Source organism: Kordia antarctica, assembly GCF_009901525.1.
Classification (GTDB): domain Bacteria; phylum Bacteroidota; class Bacteroidia; order Flavobacteriales; family Flavobacteriaceae; genus Kordia; species Kordia antarctica.
In genome coordinates, this window is sequence record NZ_CP019288.1 from 1,408,933 (window position 1) to 1,429,314 (window position 20,382).

Below are 20,382 nucleotides of genomic sequence, written 5' to 3' on the forward strand. Positions count from 1 at the left end.
TTACTTCTTTTTCTTTTTTGTTATCTCTTTTAGCTTAATTTCTTGAAGTTTTACTATGAGTTCATCTGATAAATATTTGGGTGAATGAGCAAAATAATTTCTTAACTCTTTTAAACTTTCCTTTTCAGGTTCATTTAATTCTGATTTTTCCGTTAAAGCCTCAAATTCAAAAACTTTTGTCTTAACTTCTTCTGAATATTTATCTGTTCTAAAGTAACTCTCGATAAGAGCGTCATAAGAGTAATTAGTAAGGTCTTTCGTTACTAATTTAGATTCAAGGTCACATATTGTAGCATTTGAAATTGATGATAGAATAAATGGCGAATGAGTTGTTACTATAAACTGAAGTTTTGGGAAGAAATCTATTAAAAATGGTAATACAAGTTTTTGTAATTCTACGTGTAAATGTGTTTCAATTTCATCAATAATCACAACTCCTTCTAAATCATAGGATTTTCGATTATGAGCTTCCATTCTCAAAAGCAATTCTGACACAATACTGATTATCGCAGAATAACCATCTGACAAAGTGTTAAAATTAAATGGTTCTCCTTTTCCACTTTCGATATTGAAATTATATGCTTTTCTATCAAATTTTAGTTTTAATTCATTATCATCAAATAAGGTTTTTAACCTATTTTCAAATTTATTGAACCAATCATCAATTTTTGAAACTGTGTCCATTTCATTGTCGTCTCTAGCGAATGACCTATCCGCTTTTAGGTTTACAATGTATTGGATAAAACTTGGATTTGCTTTTTCTTTAAGGCTATACTTCTTTTTTAGTTGAACTTTTTTTATTCCATGAGGCACGTTTAGATTTGTGTGCCTTTTTGAATCAAAAAAAGCGAGTAAAAACTTACCGCTTTTACATCTTGTTGAAATATTTTCATCAGTATTTGAGAATTTTATTTTAGTTCCACCAAATCCTATAATCCAAATTTCATACATTTCAATTTCATTCCTAAGTTTAAGCTGTCGCTTTTCAGTTAAAGTAGTGTTATTTAATTGTTTTTTTAATTTCTCAAGGTGATTTAAATTATTTGTATAAGATGTAGTTTCACCAGAATCAATTTTTAGAAGATATTTATTAAGTTCAAGTAAAAGACTTGTTTTTCCGCTACCATTCTTTCCTGTAAGAATTAAATGTTGTCTTTTCTCAGATGATAAAGGGATATTTAAATTTGAAATATTCCTTGAGGACACAATTTCTATTTCTGTTATATAATTTTCCATTTGTTCTTTTTTAGCTTGTGCATATCATATATATATACGTAATTCCACATATCATACTAATTTTAAGTAGTAACAGAAACTTATTCCACAATAACTTCCTATTATTCCCCATAAAAGTAAAACAAAGATTACACATACGCAATGTGGTTTTCCGTAAAACCAAAAAGAAACATTATTACGAGCGTGAGAAAAGCAATCTACCACTCGTTATTTCCACAAACAGATTACTTCGACAAAGCTCAGCACAAGTACTTCGGCTCTATTGTTTCTCGTAATGACGTTTCATAAAAAAAATGCTTCCAAAAAATCAACTCGATTTTATGGAAACATTTTATATTATTTTACCTTTTGAGAAATTCAAAAAACTATTCTCGATACATTTTTTTCTATTTAGACTGCGTCCAATATGAAAAAAAACACTCGAATTGACGTCTTTTGAATTATAACATTACTTACTCAAATACATTTTTCTTCTTGAATATAAGTCGTAAAAATCATCATCTTTTAAACTGTCAATGAATAAGATACTTTCGCCTGTACTTTTCATTTCTGGTCCTAAACGCTTGTCTACATTCGGGAATTTATTGAAAGAGAACACAGGTTGCTTGATTGCGTATCCTTCTAATTGCGGATTGAAATTGAAATCCGTCACTTTATTCACGCCCAACATTACTTTTGTTGCATAGTTTACATACGGTTCTTTGTATGCTTTTGAGATGAAAGGAACGGTACGAGAAGCTCTCGGATTTGCTTCAATAATATATACAATATCGTCTTTTATGGCGAATTGAATGTTGATCAATCCAACCGTATTTAATGCTAAAGCGATCTTTTTTGTGTGATCTTTTATTTGTTGCATCACAAATTCACCTAAGTTAAACGGCGGCAACGTTGCGTTAGAATCTCCTGAGTGAATTCCGCAAGGTTCAATATGCTCCATGATTCCGATGATATACACATTTTCTCCATCGCAAATTGCATCTGCTTCTGCTTCAATCGCTCCATCTAAATAATGATCTAGTAACAATTGGTTTCCTGGCATTCTGCTTAATAAAGAAACCACAGTTTCTTCCAATTCTTGCTTGTTAATCACAATCTTCATGCCTTGTCCGCCAAGTACATAGGAAGGTCTTACCAAGATTGGAAAATCTAAAACATCAGCAATTGCTGAAGCTTCATCTGCAGTTGTAGCAATATCAAATTGTGGATATGGAATGTTATTTTCCTTAAGCATGTTAGAGAATAAACCTCTGTCTTCTGCTAAATCAAGTGATTGAAAAGTTGTTCCTAATATTTTTATTCCGTGACGATCTAACTTTTCTGCCAATTTCAACGCGGTTTGTCCGCCAAGTTGTACAATGACACCTTCTGGTTTTTCATGTCGGATGATATCGTAAATGTGTTCCCAGAAAACAGGTTCAAAGTATAATTTATCGGCTGTATCAAAGTCTGTAGAAACCGTTTCGGGATTACAGTTAATCATGATGGTTTCGTATCCACATTCAGCGGCAGCTAAAACTCCATGCACACAACAATAATCAAATTCAATTCCTTGTCCAATTCTATTTGGTCCAGAACCTAAGATCACAACTTTCTTTTTGTCTGTAACGATACTTTCATTGTGAACGTAGCGTTTTCCGTCAGCAGTTTCAATTTCTGCTTCAAACGTAGAATAGTAATACGGTGTTTTCGCTTTGAATTCCGCAGCACATGTATCTACTAATTTGTACACACGTTTTACACCTAATTCTTCTCGCTTTTTATAGACTTCACTTTCCAAACAACCTAACATATGTGCTATTTGTCGGTCTGCGAATCCTTTTTGTTTTGCTTCTAACAATAAATCTTTCGAAATAGTATCGATTTTATTGTGTGAAACTATTTCTTTTTCTAATTTATATAATTCTTCATATTGTCTTAAGAACCACATATCAATTTTTGTGATTTCATGAATTCTGCTTAATGGAATTCCCATCTGAATGGCATCATAAATTACAAATACACGATCCCAAGATGCATGTTTTAGTTTGCTAAGAATTTGATCATAATTTGTATATCCTTTTCCATCAGCACCAAGTCCATTACGCTTTATTTCAAGCGATTGTGTTGCTTTGTGTAATGCTTCTTGGAACGAACGTCCAATTCCCATTACTTCACCAACAGATTTCATTTGCAATCCTAATTCGCGATTAGAACCTTCAAATTTGTCAAAGTTCCAACGTGGAATTTTCACAATTACATAGTCTAATGTTGGCTCAAATAAAGCAGATGTTGATTTTGTGATTTGATTGTCCAATTCGTCCAACGTATACCCAATAGCCAGTTTTGTAGCAATTTTTGCAATCGGATATCCTGTTGCTTTACTCGCTAATGCGGAAGAACGTGATACACGCGGATTGATTTCAATAGCAATGATATCTTCATTTTCATCAGGACTTACGGCAAATTGCACATTACAACCACCTTCAAAGTCACCAATACTACGCATCATTTTGATTGCCATATCTCGCATTTTTTGATATGTACGATCTGATAAGGTCATTGCTGGTGCAACTGTAATAGAATCTCCTGTGTGAATTCCCATCGGATCCATGTTCTCAATAGAACAGATAATAACTACATTATCGTTTTTATCGCGAAGCAATTCCAATTCAAATTCTTTCCAACCCATCATGGCTTTGTCGATCATGACTTCGTGAATTGGCGAAATTTCGAGTCCGCGTCGAAGTAATTCGTCAAAATCTTTTGGATCGTATACAATGGAAGCTCCTGCGCCACCAAGTGTGTAAGATGCTCTAATTACTAACGGAAAACCATATTCTTGTGCAATTTCTTTTCCTTTTAAGAAAGAAGTTGCGGTTGCTTGTGGCGCCATTCCAACACCAATTTTGAGCATTAATTCTCTAAATTTCTCTCTGTCTTCTGTAATATTAATTGCATCAATATCAACTCCGATTAGTTTTACATCGAAGTCTTTCCAGATTCCTTTTTCATCTGCTTCAATACAAAGATTTAATGCAGTTTGTCCGCCCATTGTTGGTAAAACAGCATCAATTTGCGGATGCTCTTTTAGGATTTGAATAATGGATTTTGTGTTTAAAGGTTTCAAGTATACATGATCTGCCATAGTAGGATCTGTCATGATAGTTGCTGGGTTTGAATTGATAAGAATGGTTTCAATTCCATCTTCTCGTAATGACCGAAGTGCTTGTGTTCCTGCGTAATCAAACTCGCAAGCTTGCCCAATTACAATCGGACCTGAACCGATAATTAAGATTGATTTTAAGTCTTCTCTTTTTGGCATTGTAGTGTGTGTTGTGTTGCTTAAAAATAAAAAAACGATTGGGTACAAAAAAAGGCGTTGCTTCTAAAAAGAACAACACCTTAATTTATATGAATTATATCATTATTTCTTATGTCTCAATTCAGATGACACAGAAACTTTCTTTCTTCCTTTAGCTCTTCTACGGGCTAGCACTTTTCTACCGTTTACAGAAGCCATTCTTTCTCTGAAACCGTGCTTGTTTCTTCTTTTTCTCTTTGATGGTTGAAATGTTCTTTTCATTATATAATATCTTTAATTTCTCTTGAAAATTAGTGTAAATGCACGAGTTGATTCTTTCCGAAAGTGCGGCGCAAATATACAAAGAGTTTTTACTTTCACAAATAGAATTTAAAAAATATTTACGATTGTTTTTTATACCTTTGCAAACTCTATAAATATATACTGTTTTATGTTCAACAAAAATATCAAATTAATTATAGCGGCAGCAATTTTTGCGTTCGCAATTTATCAAATTTATGATGGCTATATTGGAAATGGAATTTTCTTAATATTAATAGCTGCCGTTTTTATCTTGTTATACTTTAAGAATGAATTTATTTTATTATCATTTTTAAAATTACGTAAGCAAGATTTCGAAGGTACAAAACGCCTATTGTCTAAGATTAAGAATCCGGAAACCGCATTAACCACAAAACAACAAGGGTATTATTATTACCTACATGGTATTATGGCTTCTCAGAATAATTTAACGCAAGCAGAGAAACATCTGCGAAAAGCAGAAAAGTTAGGATTGAGTATGGATCATGATATGGCAATGGTAAAAATGACGTTAGCAGGTATTGCGGCACAGAAGAATAGAAAGAATGAAGCTAAGATGCTGATGAAAGAAGCTAAGACGCTCGATAAGCGCGGAATGCTTAGTGAGCAGATGAAGACAATGGAACAACAGATGAAACGTGCTGCAAGTGCTCCTAAACAGCATTACGGCAATCGCCAACAAATGCGAAGAAAATAATTTATAGCATTTGTATATAAAAAATTGTTTAAAAAAAGGTCGGAAGAAAATTCTTCCGACCTTGCTTTTTTTAAATAAACTGCTTTTAGTTTATTGGAGCATCTTGTATGATCGTCGTAGGACAATAGTGTACAGAAATACATTCACCCATTGTAAAACAACGAATCATTGAGTTTAATGTACTTGTGTTCGCTTCTCTTCCTCCTTTTGCATTTCCTTCATCTAAAGAAGAAATTGATTTTTTGTTTAATGCTAAACTTTTAAGACTCTTTTTTTTCATCGTGATATATTTTAATTGTTAATAATAATCTTGAATTTAAGTAAACTTGTACTTCAAGAAAAATTAGTCTGATTACAATTTATAAATCACGACTATTAAATAGAACTTGTTATTTCAGTACAGAATATTTGTGCTATAAACTGAAGTGTGAAGGATATTTAAAAAAATATAAGGTTGCCTGAAAAGCTTTAGAAGGCGTCATTCTGAACTTGATTCGGTTTGATGAAACTTTGACTTTGCTAGACAACCTCCTAAAATTTGATAAAGAGGCAATGAACATTAGTATTCATCTCTTTTACTTTCTTACTTTACAGGACAAATGTTAGAGTTTCCATTGTTACAATCTGCTGAACAATCGCCACCTCTAGTACAATTCCAAACTGTTTGATACGGCGTACAACCATCAGTACAGCCACCAGTAAATTTTCCTCCAACTACATTTTGAGGACTTAAGTCTGATACAGATTTCTTGTTAAGAGCTAATCCTTTTAGATGCTTTTTTTTCATGATATAAGGTTTTGATTTGTATAAACCTCAATGTAAAGATGATTTTATGATTAGTAAAGAAAGAGCAATCGGTTTTTATAAATGGCGACTATGTGTTGGTGGATTTGTATTTTTGTGGGTTTGTGGGTTTGTGGGTTTGTTTGTTTGTGTTTACACTGAGCGGAGTCGAAGTGTGGATTTGTTTATTTGAACAATTCATTTAAGTTAAAAATCTTTAATTGTAACTATTTAATTCTATGTGAAACCACTTTGAATGATTTTTAAACATAAAAAAGACCGCTTTAAAAGCAGCCTTTCTCTATTTTATTTCGTGTAATACCAAATAGTCTTTAAAATAACAGTTGTTTATTTGGTATAATATCCTTTTTTAGGAATTTCGATTTCGTATAAAGTTCTTGAATTGTTATTTAACTTATTTTCCCGCAACCAAGGATTGTGAATTTTTAAGATTTTATAGTTAATGTCAAATTTCTTTGCAAAAGAAGCAATGTCTGTAATAACTGTATCAACTTCTACTTTGTAGGTTGGAATATACGTGTATAAATGTTTCTTATTAAAGTTGAAACCGTATTTTTTAGCATTCGTAAAAATTTCCTTTAACGCTACAACTCTAAAGATATAACGTCCTGTTTCTTCACCTAATAATAAATCGTAGTACGAATCTACTTGCTGATCGTCCAAACGTCTTCCAATTCCTGCGTTTCCAGCGTTGTAAGCTGCTGCGGCAGATGTCCAGTTTCCAAAACGCTCTTTAGATTGTAGTAGATATTTACATGCAACACGTGTTGCTTTTTCTAAGTGAAAACGTTCGTCAACATTGTCGTTGATTTCCATTCCGTTTTCTCTTCCTGTTGCCTTCATAATCTGCCAAAAACCTCTTGCACCTGCTGGAGAAGTTACATTTTGCAAACCACTTTCAATTACTGCTAAGTATTTAAAATCGTCTGGAATTCCGTATTCTTTTAAAATAGGTTCAATGATAGGAAAGTACTTGTTTGCACGTTTGAATAATAACAAACCATTTGATTGCCAATATGTATTTACCAACAATTCACGGTCCATACGTTCTTTAATATCTGGTAAATGCAACGGAACTTGCTCGCCTGCAAAATTGAGTGTTTCAGGAACTTCTAACGCATATACATTATAGTCGTTTCCGTCATTAGTTTCAGCTTTTGCTGACTTGCTTGCCGCCTTTGTTTTCGTTTCTGCTGTAATTGCTTTGTCTTGTTGTACAGCATTCATTAATAGTATTCCGAGGAAAATTAATCCTAAAAAAGCAAATCCATTCTTAAGTTTACGCATAGTATAATTTTTTTATATTTTTCTTAATCTACTTTAAGGTAGCTATTTTTGGTGAAATTGTAAAAAATGGTTGGGAAGTTATTACAAAAGTAACAAACTGATTTATAATCAAGACACTATCGATAGAATTTCTTGCGCTTTTCTTTTATTTTTTTTCATTAATGCCCTATTAAAATTATTTAAAATGCGTCAACGTATGTTTAAAATTGAAAATTAAGCGTTTCACTTTAACAACACTTTGCTTTTTTATGAATAGCACATCTGTTTATCAAATAGTTAGAATCAAGTCTTGGTTCTTGACTCTAAAAACGATTTGTGCTGAGCGAAGTCGAAGTAAGCGACCTTTGGTCTTTGGTCTTTGGTCTTTGGTCTTTGGTCAAATATTATGATTTTTTTTAATACAACTCATTCTCTAATCAATCTTGGTAAGTTTTCGTTGAACCATTTATACTTATTGATAATCATAATGTGGGTTCCGCCTTTAATTGGAATACAATCTGAAATGTATTGCATTGGAAATACACCATCTTTTTCTCCATGAATGTGAATCGTATTTGGTAATATTTCTGTTTGATTCCAATTGACAATTTGAGCAATAGACCAATCCAAATAGTATTTATCACTCACAGAAAGAAATTCTTTATATAAATCCAATCGCTTAGCAATAAATTTGGTAGGTGCATATTTACGAAATACATCAATTTGCTTGGCTAAACTAGTCGGTATGATTTTATAAATTTTAGTAGTTTTAGCAATTTTCATTCTGCGTGGCAATTCGTGCATGGTTTTCACACTCGATATCACAAAAAGCTTTTTCACCTTTATATGACGTGCCATTTCTTGCACTAAAATTCCACCAAAAGAAACACCTATTAATACAATATTATCATGTGTGATTTTTTGCGTCATTCGCAATGCATAATTGGCTATCGTTTCTCCCTTTTCAGGAACAAACCATTCCAGAAAATGCACTTCAAATTCGTCCTCAGATAATTTTATATTCTTAAATATAGATGGATTCGCAGCCATTCCCGGCACGAAATACACAGGTATTTTATTATTTTTCATACATATGTCACACTAAAAACTCGGGAATCTACTCTAAATTTAGTATCTTTGCAAAGTTAACCCAATATTTTTTTTTCAAAAAAACCATTTAAAGATTAATTTAAATTAAACTGCTATGGATAATGAAATTGTTATCAATGATAACGAGTTTTTACGTCAATTTGAATACAAAACAGCTGATGGAATGGCAAAAATAGAGTATTCGCTTCAAGAACGTAAAATATTTTTGACAAAACTAATCGTCCCCGATACGCTTGACGATGATACTTTTAAAGATGCTTTTATCCGAACTGTTTTAGACAGTATTCAAGAACGAAACTTAAGAGTTGTGCCAACTAGCCCAAAGATTGCTAGTTTTTTAAGGAAGCACAAAGAGTATAAAGATTTATTGCCAGTTGGCGTTCGAATCTAAATTCAACAAAAAATAAAAAAGAGGGAACTTTTACTAAAATGTTCCCTCTTTTTTTATGTCTTATTCTTACTTTTTCTTCAATAACTCTAATACTTCTTTCGCTTTCTGCTCTACTTTTTCTAGCAAAGCTTTCAGCTCTTTTGGCGCATTATTTTTATACCGAATTTCTATTTTTTTACCTTTATATGTCAAATACGTATTTTGGATATCCATAATACGTTCGTCGTCGTACTTGTCTGCAAAACTTTTGAAATTTGATTGTGCAAATTCTGTAAATATCGATTCTGACTTACGTAACGATAACTTTACAGAACGCTTTCCTTGAATTTTCGCATTGAATTTCCCTGTATAATGAACACTTCCATCCGAATACATAACCATTGTATATTCTTCACAATTTCCTTTACATGGCGATTTGTATAAAGTGATAAAATCTCCAGTTGGAACGCCATCTGCTATATTTTCATCTTCATCCTTTTGGACAATCAATCCAATATCTGTTGTTTCTTCTGTTGGTATTTTTTCATTCTTCGTAAACTTTCCTGTTTCCGTTGTTATTGGTTGTTTCGCATTTAATAATGGATCGTATTTTTCAAATTGAATTGTTACATTAGTTCCCGATAAAGTTGCGCGATCTTCTGTAAAATTCACTTTAGATACTTTATACAATGCGTTTGAAACTGCCATTGAAAAATCTGAATCGCAGCACATTTCCGTACAACCAAGATTGCTCAGTTTTATTTTGTTGTTTCCTGTAATTGTATACGTTCCGAAACAATTATTTACATCAAGCTTCAGCGTGAATTCTGTATCACTTTTTATAGTGAGAATTACAGCGTTGGTAACTCCAACTGTCTTGCCACTTTCCGTCAATTCCGTGACTTTCCACGAAGTTCCGATAAATTCTTTTGTTGTGGCATCGCAACTGATTAATGTAAATACTAATATAGAGAGTATTGTTGTTTTCATGTATTTAATTTTAAGATATAATAGTAGAATTACACAAATTATACCATTTTTTAAAGATGTTCAAGATACGAAAGATTTTATCATAGGAAATGTTTAAGTGAAAAGTGAAAAACTAAAAGTTAAAAGTGCGCCGCATTGAGCTTGTCGAAATGAAAAGTGAAAAACTAAAAGCCAAACACTAAACTCAAAAACTCATAAACTCAATGAAGCAACAGTTTCACTACGTTGCACTTTTCCTGTACTAGTTTCTATAAAATTTTCTACTGCGTAAATTTCTTTTGGAATTTCGAATTTTGAAAACTTATTAGATTGTTTAATGATTTTCAGGAGTTCGGAAACGTCCAATATTTGCTGTTTATCTTCTACAAGTAAAATTAACTTTTTGCCTAATTTTGAATCGTCAATTGCGGAAACAAAAAATCGTGTGTTGATAAATGGACTCAACTTCTCCTCTAGTTGCTCAGGATGCAATTTTACGCCACCGCTATTAATTACGTTGTCAAAACGACCTAACCAATCAAATTCGGTTTCAGAAATGATTTCCACGACATCATTCGTGCTGATTTTTTCGTTATGAATTCGTGGCGCATCAATCACCAAACAATTTCTTTCATCTGAACTAATGTGAATATTTGGCAACGTTTTATAATATGATTTTTTTCCTTTCGGGAGATTGTTCAAAGGTTTCGCTGCAACATGCGTGATGGTTTCTGTCATTCCATACGTAGCATATATTTTGGTTGAAACTTTCTGCAAACGTTTAATCAAAGCCGATGAAGCTGGCGCGCCGCCAACAATCAACGTTTTAATTTGGTGTAATTGTTCCAGTGAATTTTCTACTTGCAATGGAATCATCGCACAGAAATCATAGGTTGCATCATTATTTTTCAAAGGATTTGAAGTTGGCGCAACTAAATCCAACGACAATCCTAAAATCATCGCGCGAACCAACATCATTTTTCCTGCAATAAAGTTACTTGGCAAACATTGCAAAGCAGCATCGCCTGGTTTGATTCCAAAAAAATCGCCTGTCGCCAATGCAGAATGCACCATTGCTTGTTTATCCAACCGAATTGGTTTGGGTTTTCCCGTAGAACCTGACGTAAAAACAGTAACATATATTTCATCGTCTAACCAATCCATTAAAAAATTACCTATCGTTTGTTCATACGATGTTCCTTCTTTAATGTAACTGTACGCGACTTCTTTTAAAGCTTCGCGATCAAAGTAATTATCATCTAATTTGAATTTTGGATGAATATTTTCAAAAGTTAGATTCATTAAAACAGCGGTTTATTTTTAATATTTAAAAAGATTATAATAGTTTTACATCTGAATTAAGTATTCACAAATTTTTCAAGGTAAAACCATTTGAACCTTTATTATTTTTCATCTCAAAATTATGAAACAACTTTTAGTAAATATATTCTTTTTAGTATTCTTTTTAAACGTAACTGCTCAAAAAAAAGTCTATTTCGATAAAGATTGGAATGAAACAGATGCTACAAACGCGCAATATTATAGAACTACCGAAAAACAAAAAGCTCTTTTTTTAATCAAAGATTATTACATTTCAGGACAACTTCAGTTTGAAGCATTTTCTACAATACCAAATGATCCTTTACATCATGAAGGAACTGTCACTTGGTATCACGAAAATGGAGTAATTGCACAACAAGTTGAATTTAAAGACAATAAGAAAAATGGCGCTTTTTTATTAAATTATGAAAATGGAAACGCAAAAGTTAGAGCATATTACGTGAACGATCTTGAAGAAGGAAAGCTTACGGAACATTTTCCTTCTGGAGATGTTGGAAATGAAGCATTTTTTATCAATGGAAAACTAGATGGCACTCATTCTAGGTATAAATATGATGGCACTTTAAGAGAGAGAATAAATTATAAAAATGGACTAGAACATGGTTCTTATGAATTTTATACAAGCGGAAGACTTCTATATAAAGGAAATGCTGAAAATGGTTTTCCAGAAGGAAAGTGTATGACCTATCATTATGGTATAGAAGAACCTGAAAAAGTATATACTATAAAAAACCGAAAACTTCACGGAACATATTTGGAATACGATGAAAGAGGAACGAAAATTGTTGAAGCCTTTTTTGAAGAAGGAATTCCACAAACATATATGTTTACTAGAGTAATTAGCAACGACAAAGTTTATAAAATAGAACTAAAACTGATTGACGGTGTTGAACACTGGAAAGCTTTTAAGAATGATCAGTTATTGGTTGCTTCTTTCTATAAAAAAGGAATAAGAACTGATATTTGGAAATTATATGATTCAGAGATTAACAAATTTGTACTGACTGCTGATTTTACCAATGCCGTTTGTGATGATGGTTATGTGCAAGAAGTTACTAAATTTGAGAAAGATTTTTCGCTTAGTAATCGATTTAAATCTTTATACAACTTTACTAGAAAACCTTGTGCAAATGTTAAGTTTGAAAATATAGTTGAAAGCAATCTTAGTAATTCTATACTAAATGAATATGAGGAAGTACAATCCCGAAACGCAGAAGGTATAAAAGTTATTGAATCTGTCGATGCTGAAGAAGAAGAAGTGGAAGAAACCGTTATTGAATACAGCGAAAGTAATCCGCAAAAGCGCATTTGCACTACATACAAAGATTATTTAAAGACCGTTGCGTGTGTGCAAACGAATAATAATATAAAATATACTTTATTCACTGGAGAAGATGGAAAAAGTCTAAAAATTATCAAGGCGCAAGATAAACCTCAAAAAAATGAATTATTTATCTTTTATCAAGATGAATATGAGCGCGTAGATCCGGCTAATATATACATTGCTTTTTCTATACCAAACAAATTAAAAGCAGCTATAAAAAAGGGCAAAATAAGTAAACAAGAAATTATCAATTTTTTCAGAACTGACTTAATTAGCTATACAGATGTAACTGATGAAAGATTGTTAGAAATTTTAGAAGAAGAGCTAAAAAAGTAATTTCAATCGTATTTTAAAATAATTTTTGTTTCACGATTATGTCATATTTTTAAAATTAAATGACAATTTTTAAAAGTTGGAATCATTTTTGTAATTGTTGTTCTGTAAGTTTAGAAATAAGCTTAGAGAAATCACTGATTTCTTACATAGTTTTTAGTATTTTAGTGGTTCGCGCTTATTTTATAGTAAGTTTCCCCACATTGATTTTAAATTATAATTTATGACAACAACCTATTTGAAATTCCCTGTATTGCTCCTATTTTTTGTGATACATATTTGCTTTGCGCAGAATGATACTTCCGAAGATTTTCACTTTTTAGAACGTACCGAATCTATTAAAATTGACTTAAATAAAGGCGATTTTAAGATTGTAAAAAGCGTGCACGAAAAAGCGGAATATATCACTGCAAATAAACTCTATTTTGCCAACGAAACACTTCGTTTTGACAGTTTTACATCGCTTGAAGATATTGAAGCCACAACGTATTTACCTTCTACTGGAAAAACTGTGAAAGTTGATTATATAGAAACCAAACACGAATTTGATGATGGTATTTTTTATAGCGATCAGCAAACGAAAAACTTCACGTTTCCAGCTGTTACAAAAGGCGCTATTACTGATTTAAAGTATAAAGAAGTTGGTACAGAACCACATTTTTTAGGCTTATTCCGCTTCGGAACGTACGCGCCAACAAAAAAAGCAGTGTTGCGTATTGAGTTTCCTAAAAACGTTCAAATTGGGTACAAAGAGTTTCACACAGAAAATATCATCGTAAATTTTAACAAAGAAGAAACAAAAAATAGTACTATTTATACGTGGACTTCCGAAAATGTTGCCAAATATAGCGGCGAAGATGACGCAGAAGCAGCTTTGTATCACTTACCACATATCATTTTACACATTAAAAATTACGAAGAAAAAGGAAAAATAATTCCTGTATTGAGCAACGTAAAAGATTTGTATAGTTGGTATGCTTCTTTGGCAAAACAAGTAGACGAAAAAGATTTAGAGAATGTATATAAAATTGCAGAAGATATCGCCCAAAAGTACGATTCAGACATCGAAAAAGCAGAAGCAATCTACAATTGGGTTCAAGAGAATATAACGTATGTTGCTTTTGAAGATGGTTTGGGCGGATTTATTCCTCGTGGCGCGGCAAGCGTTTGCAACAACCGATATGGCGATTGTAAAGACATGGCAAATTTGTTATATGTAATGTTGAATCGTGTTGGAATTCCTTCATTTCGAACTTGGATTGGAACACGCGATCGTCCGTATTTGTACGATGAAGTACCAACGCCAATGGTTGACAATCACATGATTACCGCTACAATCATTGATAAAGACACTATTTTCATTGATGGAACTGATAGTTATGTCAATTTTGGAATGCCGAGTTCATTTACACAAACAAAAGAAGCTTTAATCGGACTTTCTCCAGATACATTTATTCTGAAAAAAGTACCTGTGCAAGCTTCTGAAAAGAGCAAAACGAATATTAATACAACTATTACATTTGAAGATGGAAGCATTAAAGCATCTGAAAAACGGGTTTTAACAGGTTATGAACGCGTTGATTTCGTCACAGACTATTTGTACAAAAAGAAAGATAATACAGAAGAAGAATTCCTAAATACAACCTTGGCTTTAGGAAATAACAAAACAAAATATCAAAACATACAAGTTTCTCCAATTGAATCAAAACATAAAACATTGACCGTTTCTTTTGATTTATTGATGGGAAATTATGTGAAAACGATTGGTTCTAAAACCATTTTAAACCTTAACATTGATCGCGTTTTATCTAAGCAAAAAATAGATATTACAAAGCGTAAATATGCTAAAAAGATCGATCATCAATTTCAAAAAGAATATACAACTACGTTTGTGATTCCGGAAGGTTACAAAGTGACTTCTTTTCCGAAACCGATTAAATATGACGGGAAAGCGTATGGATTCAGTATTTCTTACGAAGAAACAGCAGGCAAGATTATTCAACATAAAAGTATTTACGTAAACACACTTCGAATTGATACAGAAGATTTTGAAGCGTGGAATAGTTTTGTGAAAAAATTAATAAAAGCCTACAAAAAAAGTATTATTATTGAAAAGTAAACTAAATTTTATGAGATCATTTATTGTTATCCTTTTGTGCTTGTGTTCTACTCAAGTATTTTCACAATATTACAAAGAGTACGATTGGGAAAAGAATCCGAAACTGCACAAATTATCTGATACAGAAGCCAACGAATCTTCTATTGCCATTGTTGAAAAATATATGGTAGAGTATTTTGAGCCGAAGTTTGGCAACGATGTTAAGAAATTTGAAACTAATCATACAATTACGCGTGTACATGATGAAAAAGGAATTAAAACCCATAATACGGTGTATATTTCTATGTATAATGTGATTGATATTGTGGATATAAAAGCACGTACAATAACGCCAAACGGAAAAGTTACGTTGCTAAATAAGGACAATATTAAAGAAGTTAAAAATGTAGAAGAATATGGCGATTTTAAAATCTTTGCGATTGAAGGTGCCGAAAAAGATTCAGAAATTGAAGTTTTGTATACGCTAGAAAAAGAATATTCTGCTTTTGGAAGAGAAACGTTGCAGAAGAGTTATCCAATTAAGAAGTTAGAGTACGATTTTATTATTGGGGATTTACCTGGAAGAATTAAAGCGTACAATGCAAATGCAGAATTTGCTGAAAAGACATATAACAAAAGAGCTGGAAAGCAATTAGTGTTAGAAAATATTGTTCCGATGATGGAAGAAGAATATGCAACGCCAGATGCCAATAAAACCTATATTGCGTTTCAATGTTTTGGTCCAGGAACAAATGTTACGGACAGTATGTTGTGGAATAATGTGGTGACAAATATTACGGACGGATTGTTCCCAGAAACGATAAATCCTGAGATTGCGAAAATTATAGAAAGCATCTTAAAAGATCAAAAAACGGACGATTATACTAAAGCATATTTGATTGATGATTATGTAAAGAAAAATTATACAATTGTTAAAAACAACAACGAGCAACTATCTGATATTGATTATATTATCAAAAATAAATCGGCAAGTGATTTAGGTATTATTAAGATTTACGCGCATTTATTAAAAGCAGCAGATGTTGAATACATGCCTGTAATTACGTCAAATGTATATGAACATAAATTCGATTCAGAATTTTTTAATCCGAGCGCATTGCGTGAATTTTTAATTTACATTCCAGAAACGTTCAACTACATTTCACCAAATAGAATTGATTATCGTTTGAGTGAAATTCCGCCGAATATCTTAGGAAATAAAGGAATTTTCGTCAACGATGAACTGAAATATAGTTTCTATAAAATCTCTCAAAAAAATCCAGATTACAGTAGAATTGTCCGAAACATGAAGATTACGTTTGAAGATGATATGGAATATGTGAAAATTGACCAAGAACAAGAATATTATGGACATTGGGCAATGAGCAATCGGGCATTTTTAAATCTTGCGCAAGATCAAACAATTAAAGAAATTGAAGATTATTTGACAGGTTCTGGAATTGAAGATAAAGTTGTAAAAACGTATGTAACTGAAAACAAAGACATGCTGCAACTGGAATACAACAAGCCGTTTTTGGTACAAACCGTAATCACATCTGAATCTTTATTGGAAGAAGCTGGCGACAGCTATATTTTTCAAGTTGGAAAGGTAATTGGAACGCAAAGCGAATTGTATCAAGAAACCAAACGTGTGAATCCAATTCAAATGCAATATCCGAATAAATATAACTATGAAATTGTAATTACAATTCCTGATGGTTATACTGTAGAAGGCTTGGAATCGTTAATTATTAAGAAAGAATTGTTAGATGCTGATGGAGATCAGAAATGTAAATTTGAATCTAATTACACGCTTGTTCGTAACAAATTAACAATTGTTATTGAAGAGTTTTATAAAGAATATGAATATGATATTTCAGAATATGAAGGTTTTCGTACCGTAATTAATGCGGCTTCTGACTTTAATAAAGCGGCAATTTTGATGAATCCGGAGGAATAAAATAGTAAACTTAAAATTTCTAAAAATATGTTAGATAATCTTCCACCTCAATTTTACCTCACCGTAGTAATCACGTTGATTTTAGCGATTTATTTAATTACGAAACTTTTTAAGAAGAAAAAAAATTAAACTAGATATCAGGAATATAATATTTATCGTTCTTGCAAAAGGAGGAACTCCTTCAGGCCATATTTGACCAAGCAAAACCACAATATTCAATATTATAAGAATTGTTAGAACAACTTTTTTCATTTTAGTGTTTTTGGTTCAGTTTTCCGAAATTGGTTACAACGTATGAATATATAGAATTGTTCTCTAAACATTTTTCCATACGCTAAAAAATTTTCTATCTAAACTTCAATTTTAGAATGCTTACGAGTTGAAAAAATAGAATATACGCGTGTTTATTATTCTTTTGCATTTGCATATATTTCATCATCAGGCACACGCCCAAAAAGTTTTTCTTTCCAATTATTCCATTTGTATTTTTTTGCGAGAACAAACAAAATGATCGGATACAATATTAAAATCGGAATGAGAATTCCCCAAAAAGAAACTGTACTTTCTTGCGGAACATATTTAAACAAAGAATCGGTTCGCAACGCGGAATATTCTGCCGTAACTAAAGTTGCAGCCAAGAAGTTATTTGCAAAGTGAAAACCTAAAGCCAATTCCAAACCATCATCCATTAAGGTCATAATTCCTAACAATAAACCTGTTCCGATGTAGAAAATCATAGTAACTCCGCCCATTTCTGCAACTTCTGGATTTGCCGAATGCAACAAGCCAAACATCACCGACGTACTGATTAAAGGAAACCATCTGTTTTTGACTGCGATTCCTATTTGTTGCATAAAATAACCTCTGAAAAGATATTCTTCCAAACCAATTTGAAACGGAAATAGAATCAAACTAAATACAACTAAAATGATAAAACTTACAGGTTTAAAATCAAGCACAACTGCTTCAGGATTCATGTAATATTCAATCCCAAAAGTTAATATTCCTAATAAAAAAACCAATCCAAAAGAAAAGGCAACACGTTTTAAATCAATCTTACTTCTTGCCGTTGTAAGCGAAACTAAACTTCGTTTGTGCAAATACACAACCAAGCCAAAAAGCATCAATAATAGAAATACAAATAATCCCAAATTGATGACAAGCCAAAAATTATTACTCGGAACTTGTTCATACATTGCGTCCATTTCTTCTTTGAAATCAATGTCAGTAGTGAACATAAAAATGATGTTGTAAATAAAGATAGAGAGTAACATGAATGATGTCAATAGTACTTTCCACGGTGTGTTATCTCCTTTGTAAGCTTGTCTTATAAACATAAATTTTTGTTTTTAATTTTTTATATAAGGAACTTTCCACGATGTTGAAATTTCGTAGTGTAAAGCGCCGTTTTGTATCGTTAATGGTGAATCAAAATTATTAGTATATAAACTTCCTGTGCCCAAACCTTGCGGTAATTTATTGTGCAATGTATATGTCCATTGCGCAATCGCGTTGAGTCCAATATTACTTTCCAACGCGCTCGTAATCCACCAATCAATGTTGTTTTTTTCGGCGAGTGAAATCCATTCGGAGCTTCCTGCAAATCCGCCAACCAAACTAGGTTTCAAGATAATGAATTGTGGCTGAATGGTTTCTAGTATTTTTTTCTTTTGTTTGATGTCGAAAATACCAATCAATTCTTCATCCAATGCAATTGGCAGCGGCGTTTCTTTACAGAGTTTTGCCATTTCATCAACTTGTCCTTGTTTGATTGGTTGTTCAATGGAATGCAATTGCAATTCAGACAATATTTTTAGCTTTTCTAAAGCGTTTTCTGGTGTAAAAGCTCCATTTGCATCTACGCGTAATTCGATATCATTTACGGAATATTCGTTGCGAATACTTTGTAAAAGTTTCAATTCGGTTTCAAAATCAATAGCACCAATCTTCATTTTAATACATGAAAAACCTGCTTTTAATTTATCTTCAATTTGCGATTTCATAAAATCCACATCGCCCATCCAAACCAAACCATTAATCTCAATTTCTTTGTTTCCACGTGTAAATTCTGATGGAAATAACAAATACGGAGTTTCAGATACTAACGATAAAAATGCTTGTTCTACACCAAATTGTAGTGAAGGAAATTGTATTAATTCCATTAATAAAACTTCTTTTCCTAATTGAATATTTTCACATGTCCAACGTAATTTTTCTTCATATTCAGGAACATCATCAATACTCAAACTTCGCAAAATTCCGCACTCGCCTATTCCTTGTTTTCCATCATGATGCAACACAATAAACCAAGTTTCTTTCTGCTTTAAAATTCCGCGCGACGTTCCGCTAGGTCTTTTAAAATCTAAGATATGTTTGTGATAGGTGGCTTTCAATTTTTTCTGGATTGTTCTTTTGTTCGTTTGTTTATTCGTTTATTTGTATGCCTCGATTACGCTCGATGTGACAATATGTATGAAAAATACTCTTACTTAAAACGTACATTGAGCGGAGTCGAAATGTGCATTTAAAATTTCATTAACACATATGTCACATCGAGCGCAGTCGAGATGCTCGTTTGTTAAATCTCCATTGAATTCCCAATTTCCAATAAAATCAACTCTTTATTTTTATCTGAGAATTTTTGTTTCGCTTCCGCGTGATTTATCTTTATTGGAGGAAATGAATCGTAATGATATCCTAAAACTTTGTCGCATTCTACAAAATCGCTTGCTAAAATTGCATCTTCAATTCCCATTGTAAACGTGTCACCAATTGGTAAAATAGCCAAATCGAGTTGTATTTGAAGCGGAATAAGTTTCATGTCAAATGTCAATGCAGTATCGCCTGCAATATAGATTGATTTCCCGTTTTTTGTTGAGATTACAAATCCGCCAGGTTGTCCGCCATACGAGCCATCTGGAAACGAAGATGTGTGAATTGCATTTACATATTTCGCTGAAAATAAATCTGTTTTGTAGGTTCCTCCGTGATTCATTGCAAATACATTCAACGCTTTTGCGCCAAAATGATTCGCTACTTCGTAGTTTGCTACAATTGTTGCGTTTGTGTTTTTTGCAATCGTTTCCACATCTAAAATATGATCTTGGTGTGCATGTGTTATCAAAATATAATCTGCCTTTAAGGTTGAAATATCAATATGAGAAGCTAATTCATTTCCCGAAATAAAAGGATCTACAATAATGTTTGTTCCTTCAATTTCAATCTGTAATGATGCGTGACCTAAGAATGTAATTTTCATCTGATTTTAT

At 32.3% G+C, this 20,382-nt stretch carries 17 protein-coding genes; 5 read left to right on the forward strand and 12 right to left on the reverse strand.

What is annotated here, in order from left to right:
* From IMCC3317_RS05705 to rpmH, 3 genes are all read right to left on the reverse strand, one after another.
* Complete coding sequence (locus IMCC3317_RS05705) at positions 1-1,236, reverse strand: AAA family ATPase (protein ID WP_160128547.1); 1,236 nt, start codon at positions 1,234-1,236, stop codon at positions 1-3.
* 448 nt (positions 1,237-1,684) lie between these two features.
* The gene (gene carB, locus IMCC3317_RS05710) at positions 1,685-4,540 is read right to left on the reverse strand and encodes a carbamoyl-phosphate synthase large subunit (protein ID WP_160128548.1); all 2,856 of its coding nucleotides are present in this window, start codon (positions 4,538-4,540) and stop codon (positions 1,685-1,687) included.
* A 102-nt stretch (positions 4,541-4,642) separates the two neighbouring features.
* Complete coding sequence (gene rpmH, locus IMCC3317_RS05715) at positions 4,643-4,801, reverse strand: 50S ribosomal protein L34 (RefSeq protein WP_082113443.1); 159 nt, start codon at positions 4,799-4,801, stop codon at positions 4,643-4,645.
* 169 nt (positions 4,802-4,970) lie between these two features.
* On the opposite strand from rpmH, the gene IMCC3317_RS05720 reads away from it, so the two are divergent.
* A complete protein-coding gene (locus IMCC3317_RS05720; protein WP_160128549.1) occupies positions 4,971-5,537 on the forward strand; it encodes a DUF2892 domain-containing protein in 567 nt (188 codons plus the stop codon).
* A gap of 85 nt (positions 5,538-5,622) precedes the next feature.
* On the opposite strand, the gene IMCC3317_RS05725 is transcribed toward IMCC3317_RS05720, so the two are convergent.
* The 4 genes from IMCC3317_RS05725 to IMCC3317_RS05740 all read right to left on the reverse strand — a co-directional run bounded on the left by IMCC3317_RS05725 (position 5,623) and on the right by IMCC3317_RS05740 (position 8,697).
* The gene (locus tag IMCC3317_RS05725) at positions 5,623-5,817 is read right to left on the reverse strand and encodes a class I lanthipeptide (protein ID WP_160128550.1); all 195 of its coding nucleotides are present in this window, start codon (positions 5,815-5,817) and stop codon (positions 5,623-5,625) included.
* 303 nt (positions 5,818-6,120) lie between these two features.
* The gene (locus IMCC3317_RS05730; RefSeq protein WP_160128551.1) at positions 6,121-6,324 is read right to left on the reverse strand and encodes a hypothetical protein; all 204 of its coding nucleotides are present in this window, start codon (positions 6,322-6,324) and stop codon (positions 6,121-6,123) included.
* Between the two features lie 345 nt (positions 6,325-6,669).
* On the reverse strand, positions 6,670-7,629 hold the full coding sequence (locus IMCC3317_RS05735) for a lytic transglycosylase domain-containing protein (protein ID WP_160128552.1): 960 nt from the start codon (positions 7,627-7,629) through the stop codon (positions 6,670-6,672).
* Between the two features lie 405 nt (positions 7,630-8,034).
* Complete coding sequence (locus tag IMCC3317_RS05740) at positions 8,035-8,697, reverse strand: alpha/beta fold hydrolase (protein WP_160128553.1); 663 nt, start codon at positions 8,695-8,697, stop codon at positions 8,035-8,037.
* 115 nt (positions 8,698-8,812) lie between these two features.
* On the opposite strand from IMCC3317_RS05740, the gene IMCC3317_RS05745 reads away from it, so the two are divergent.
* Complete coding sequence (locus IMCC3317_RS05745) at positions 8,813-9,109, forward strand: GNAT family N-acetyltransferase (RefSeq protein ID WP_160128554.1); 297 nt, start codon at positions 8,813-8,815, stop codon at positions 9,107-9,109.
* Between the two features lie 66 nt (positions 9,110-9,175).
* On the opposite strand, the gene IMCC3317_RS05750 is transcribed toward IMCC3317_RS05745, so the two are convergent.
* Both IMCC3317_RS05750 and IMCC3317_RS05755 read right to left on the reverse strand, forming a co-directional pair.
* Complete coding sequence (locus IMCC3317_RS05750) at positions 9,176-10,078, reverse strand: DUF6438 domain-containing protein (protein WP_160128555.1); 903 nt, start codon at positions 10,076-10,078, stop codon at positions 9,176-9,178.
* 192 nt (positions 10,079-10,270) lie between these two features.
* Positions 10,271-11,359, reverse strand: coding sequence for an AMP-binding protein (locus IMCC3317_RS05755; RefSeq protein ID WP_160128556.1), 1,089 nt, complete (start codon positions 11,357-11,359; stop codon positions 10,271-10,273).
* Between the two features lie 121 nt (positions 11,360-11,480).
* On the opposite strand from IMCC3317_RS05755, the gene IMCC3317_RS05760 reads away from it, so the two are divergent.
* The 3 genes from IMCC3317_RS05760 to IMCC3317_RS05770 all read left to right on the forward strand — a co-directional run bounded on the left by IMCC3317_RS05760 (position 11,481) and on the right by IMCC3317_RS05770 (position 17,113).
* Positions 11,481-13,058 carry a toxin-antitoxin system YwqK family antitoxin gene (locus IMCC3317_RS05760; RefSeq protein WP_160128557.1) on the forward strand — a complete coding sequence of 526 codons (1,578 nt, stop codon included), beginning with the start codon at positions 11,481-11,483 and terminating at the stop codon, positions 13,056-13,058.
* 220 nt (positions 13,059-13,278) lie between these two features.
* Entirely contained in the window at positions 13,279-15,174 is a 1,896-nt protein-coding gene (locus tag IMCC3317_RS05765) for a DUF3857 domain-containing transglutaminase family protein (protein ID WP_160128558.1), read from the forward strand.
* A 10-nt stretch (positions 15,175-15,184) separates the two neighbouring features.
* Complete coding sequence (locus tag IMCC3317_RS05770; protein ID WP_160128559.1) at positions 15,185-17,113, forward strand: hypothetical protein; 1,929 nt, start codon at positions 15,185-15,187, stop codon at positions 17,111-17,113.
* A 407-nt stretch (positions 17,114-17,520) separates the two neighbouring features.
* Here IMCC3317_RS05770 and IMCC3317_RS05775 read toward each other — a convergent pair whose 3' ends face one another.
* The 3 genes from IMCC3317_RS05775 to IMCC3317_RS05785 all read right to left on the reverse strand — a co-directional run bounded on the left by IMCC3317_RS05775 (position 17,521) and on the right by IMCC3317_RS05785 (position 20,372).
* A complete protein-coding gene (locus tag IMCC3317_RS05775; protein ID WP_160128560.1) occupies positions 17,521-18,450 on the reverse strand; it encodes a CPBP family intramembrane glutamic endopeptidase in 930 nt (309 codons plus the stop codon).
* Positions 18,451-18,462: 12 nt separating this feature from the next.
* Positions 18,463-19,506, reverse strand: a complete 1,044-nt coding sequence (locus IMCC3317_RS05780) for an o-succinylbenzoate synthase (RefSeq protein ID WP_160128561.1) — start codon at positions 19,504-19,506, stop codon at positions 18,463-18,465.
* 185 nt (positions 19,507-19,691) lie between these two features.
* Complete coding sequence (locus tag IMCC3317_RS05785) at positions 19,692-20,372, reverse strand: metal-dependent hydrolase (protein WP_160128562.1); 681 nt, start codon at positions 20,370-20,372, stop codon at positions 19,692-19,694.
* Positions 20,373-20,382: the final 10 nt, after the last annotated feature.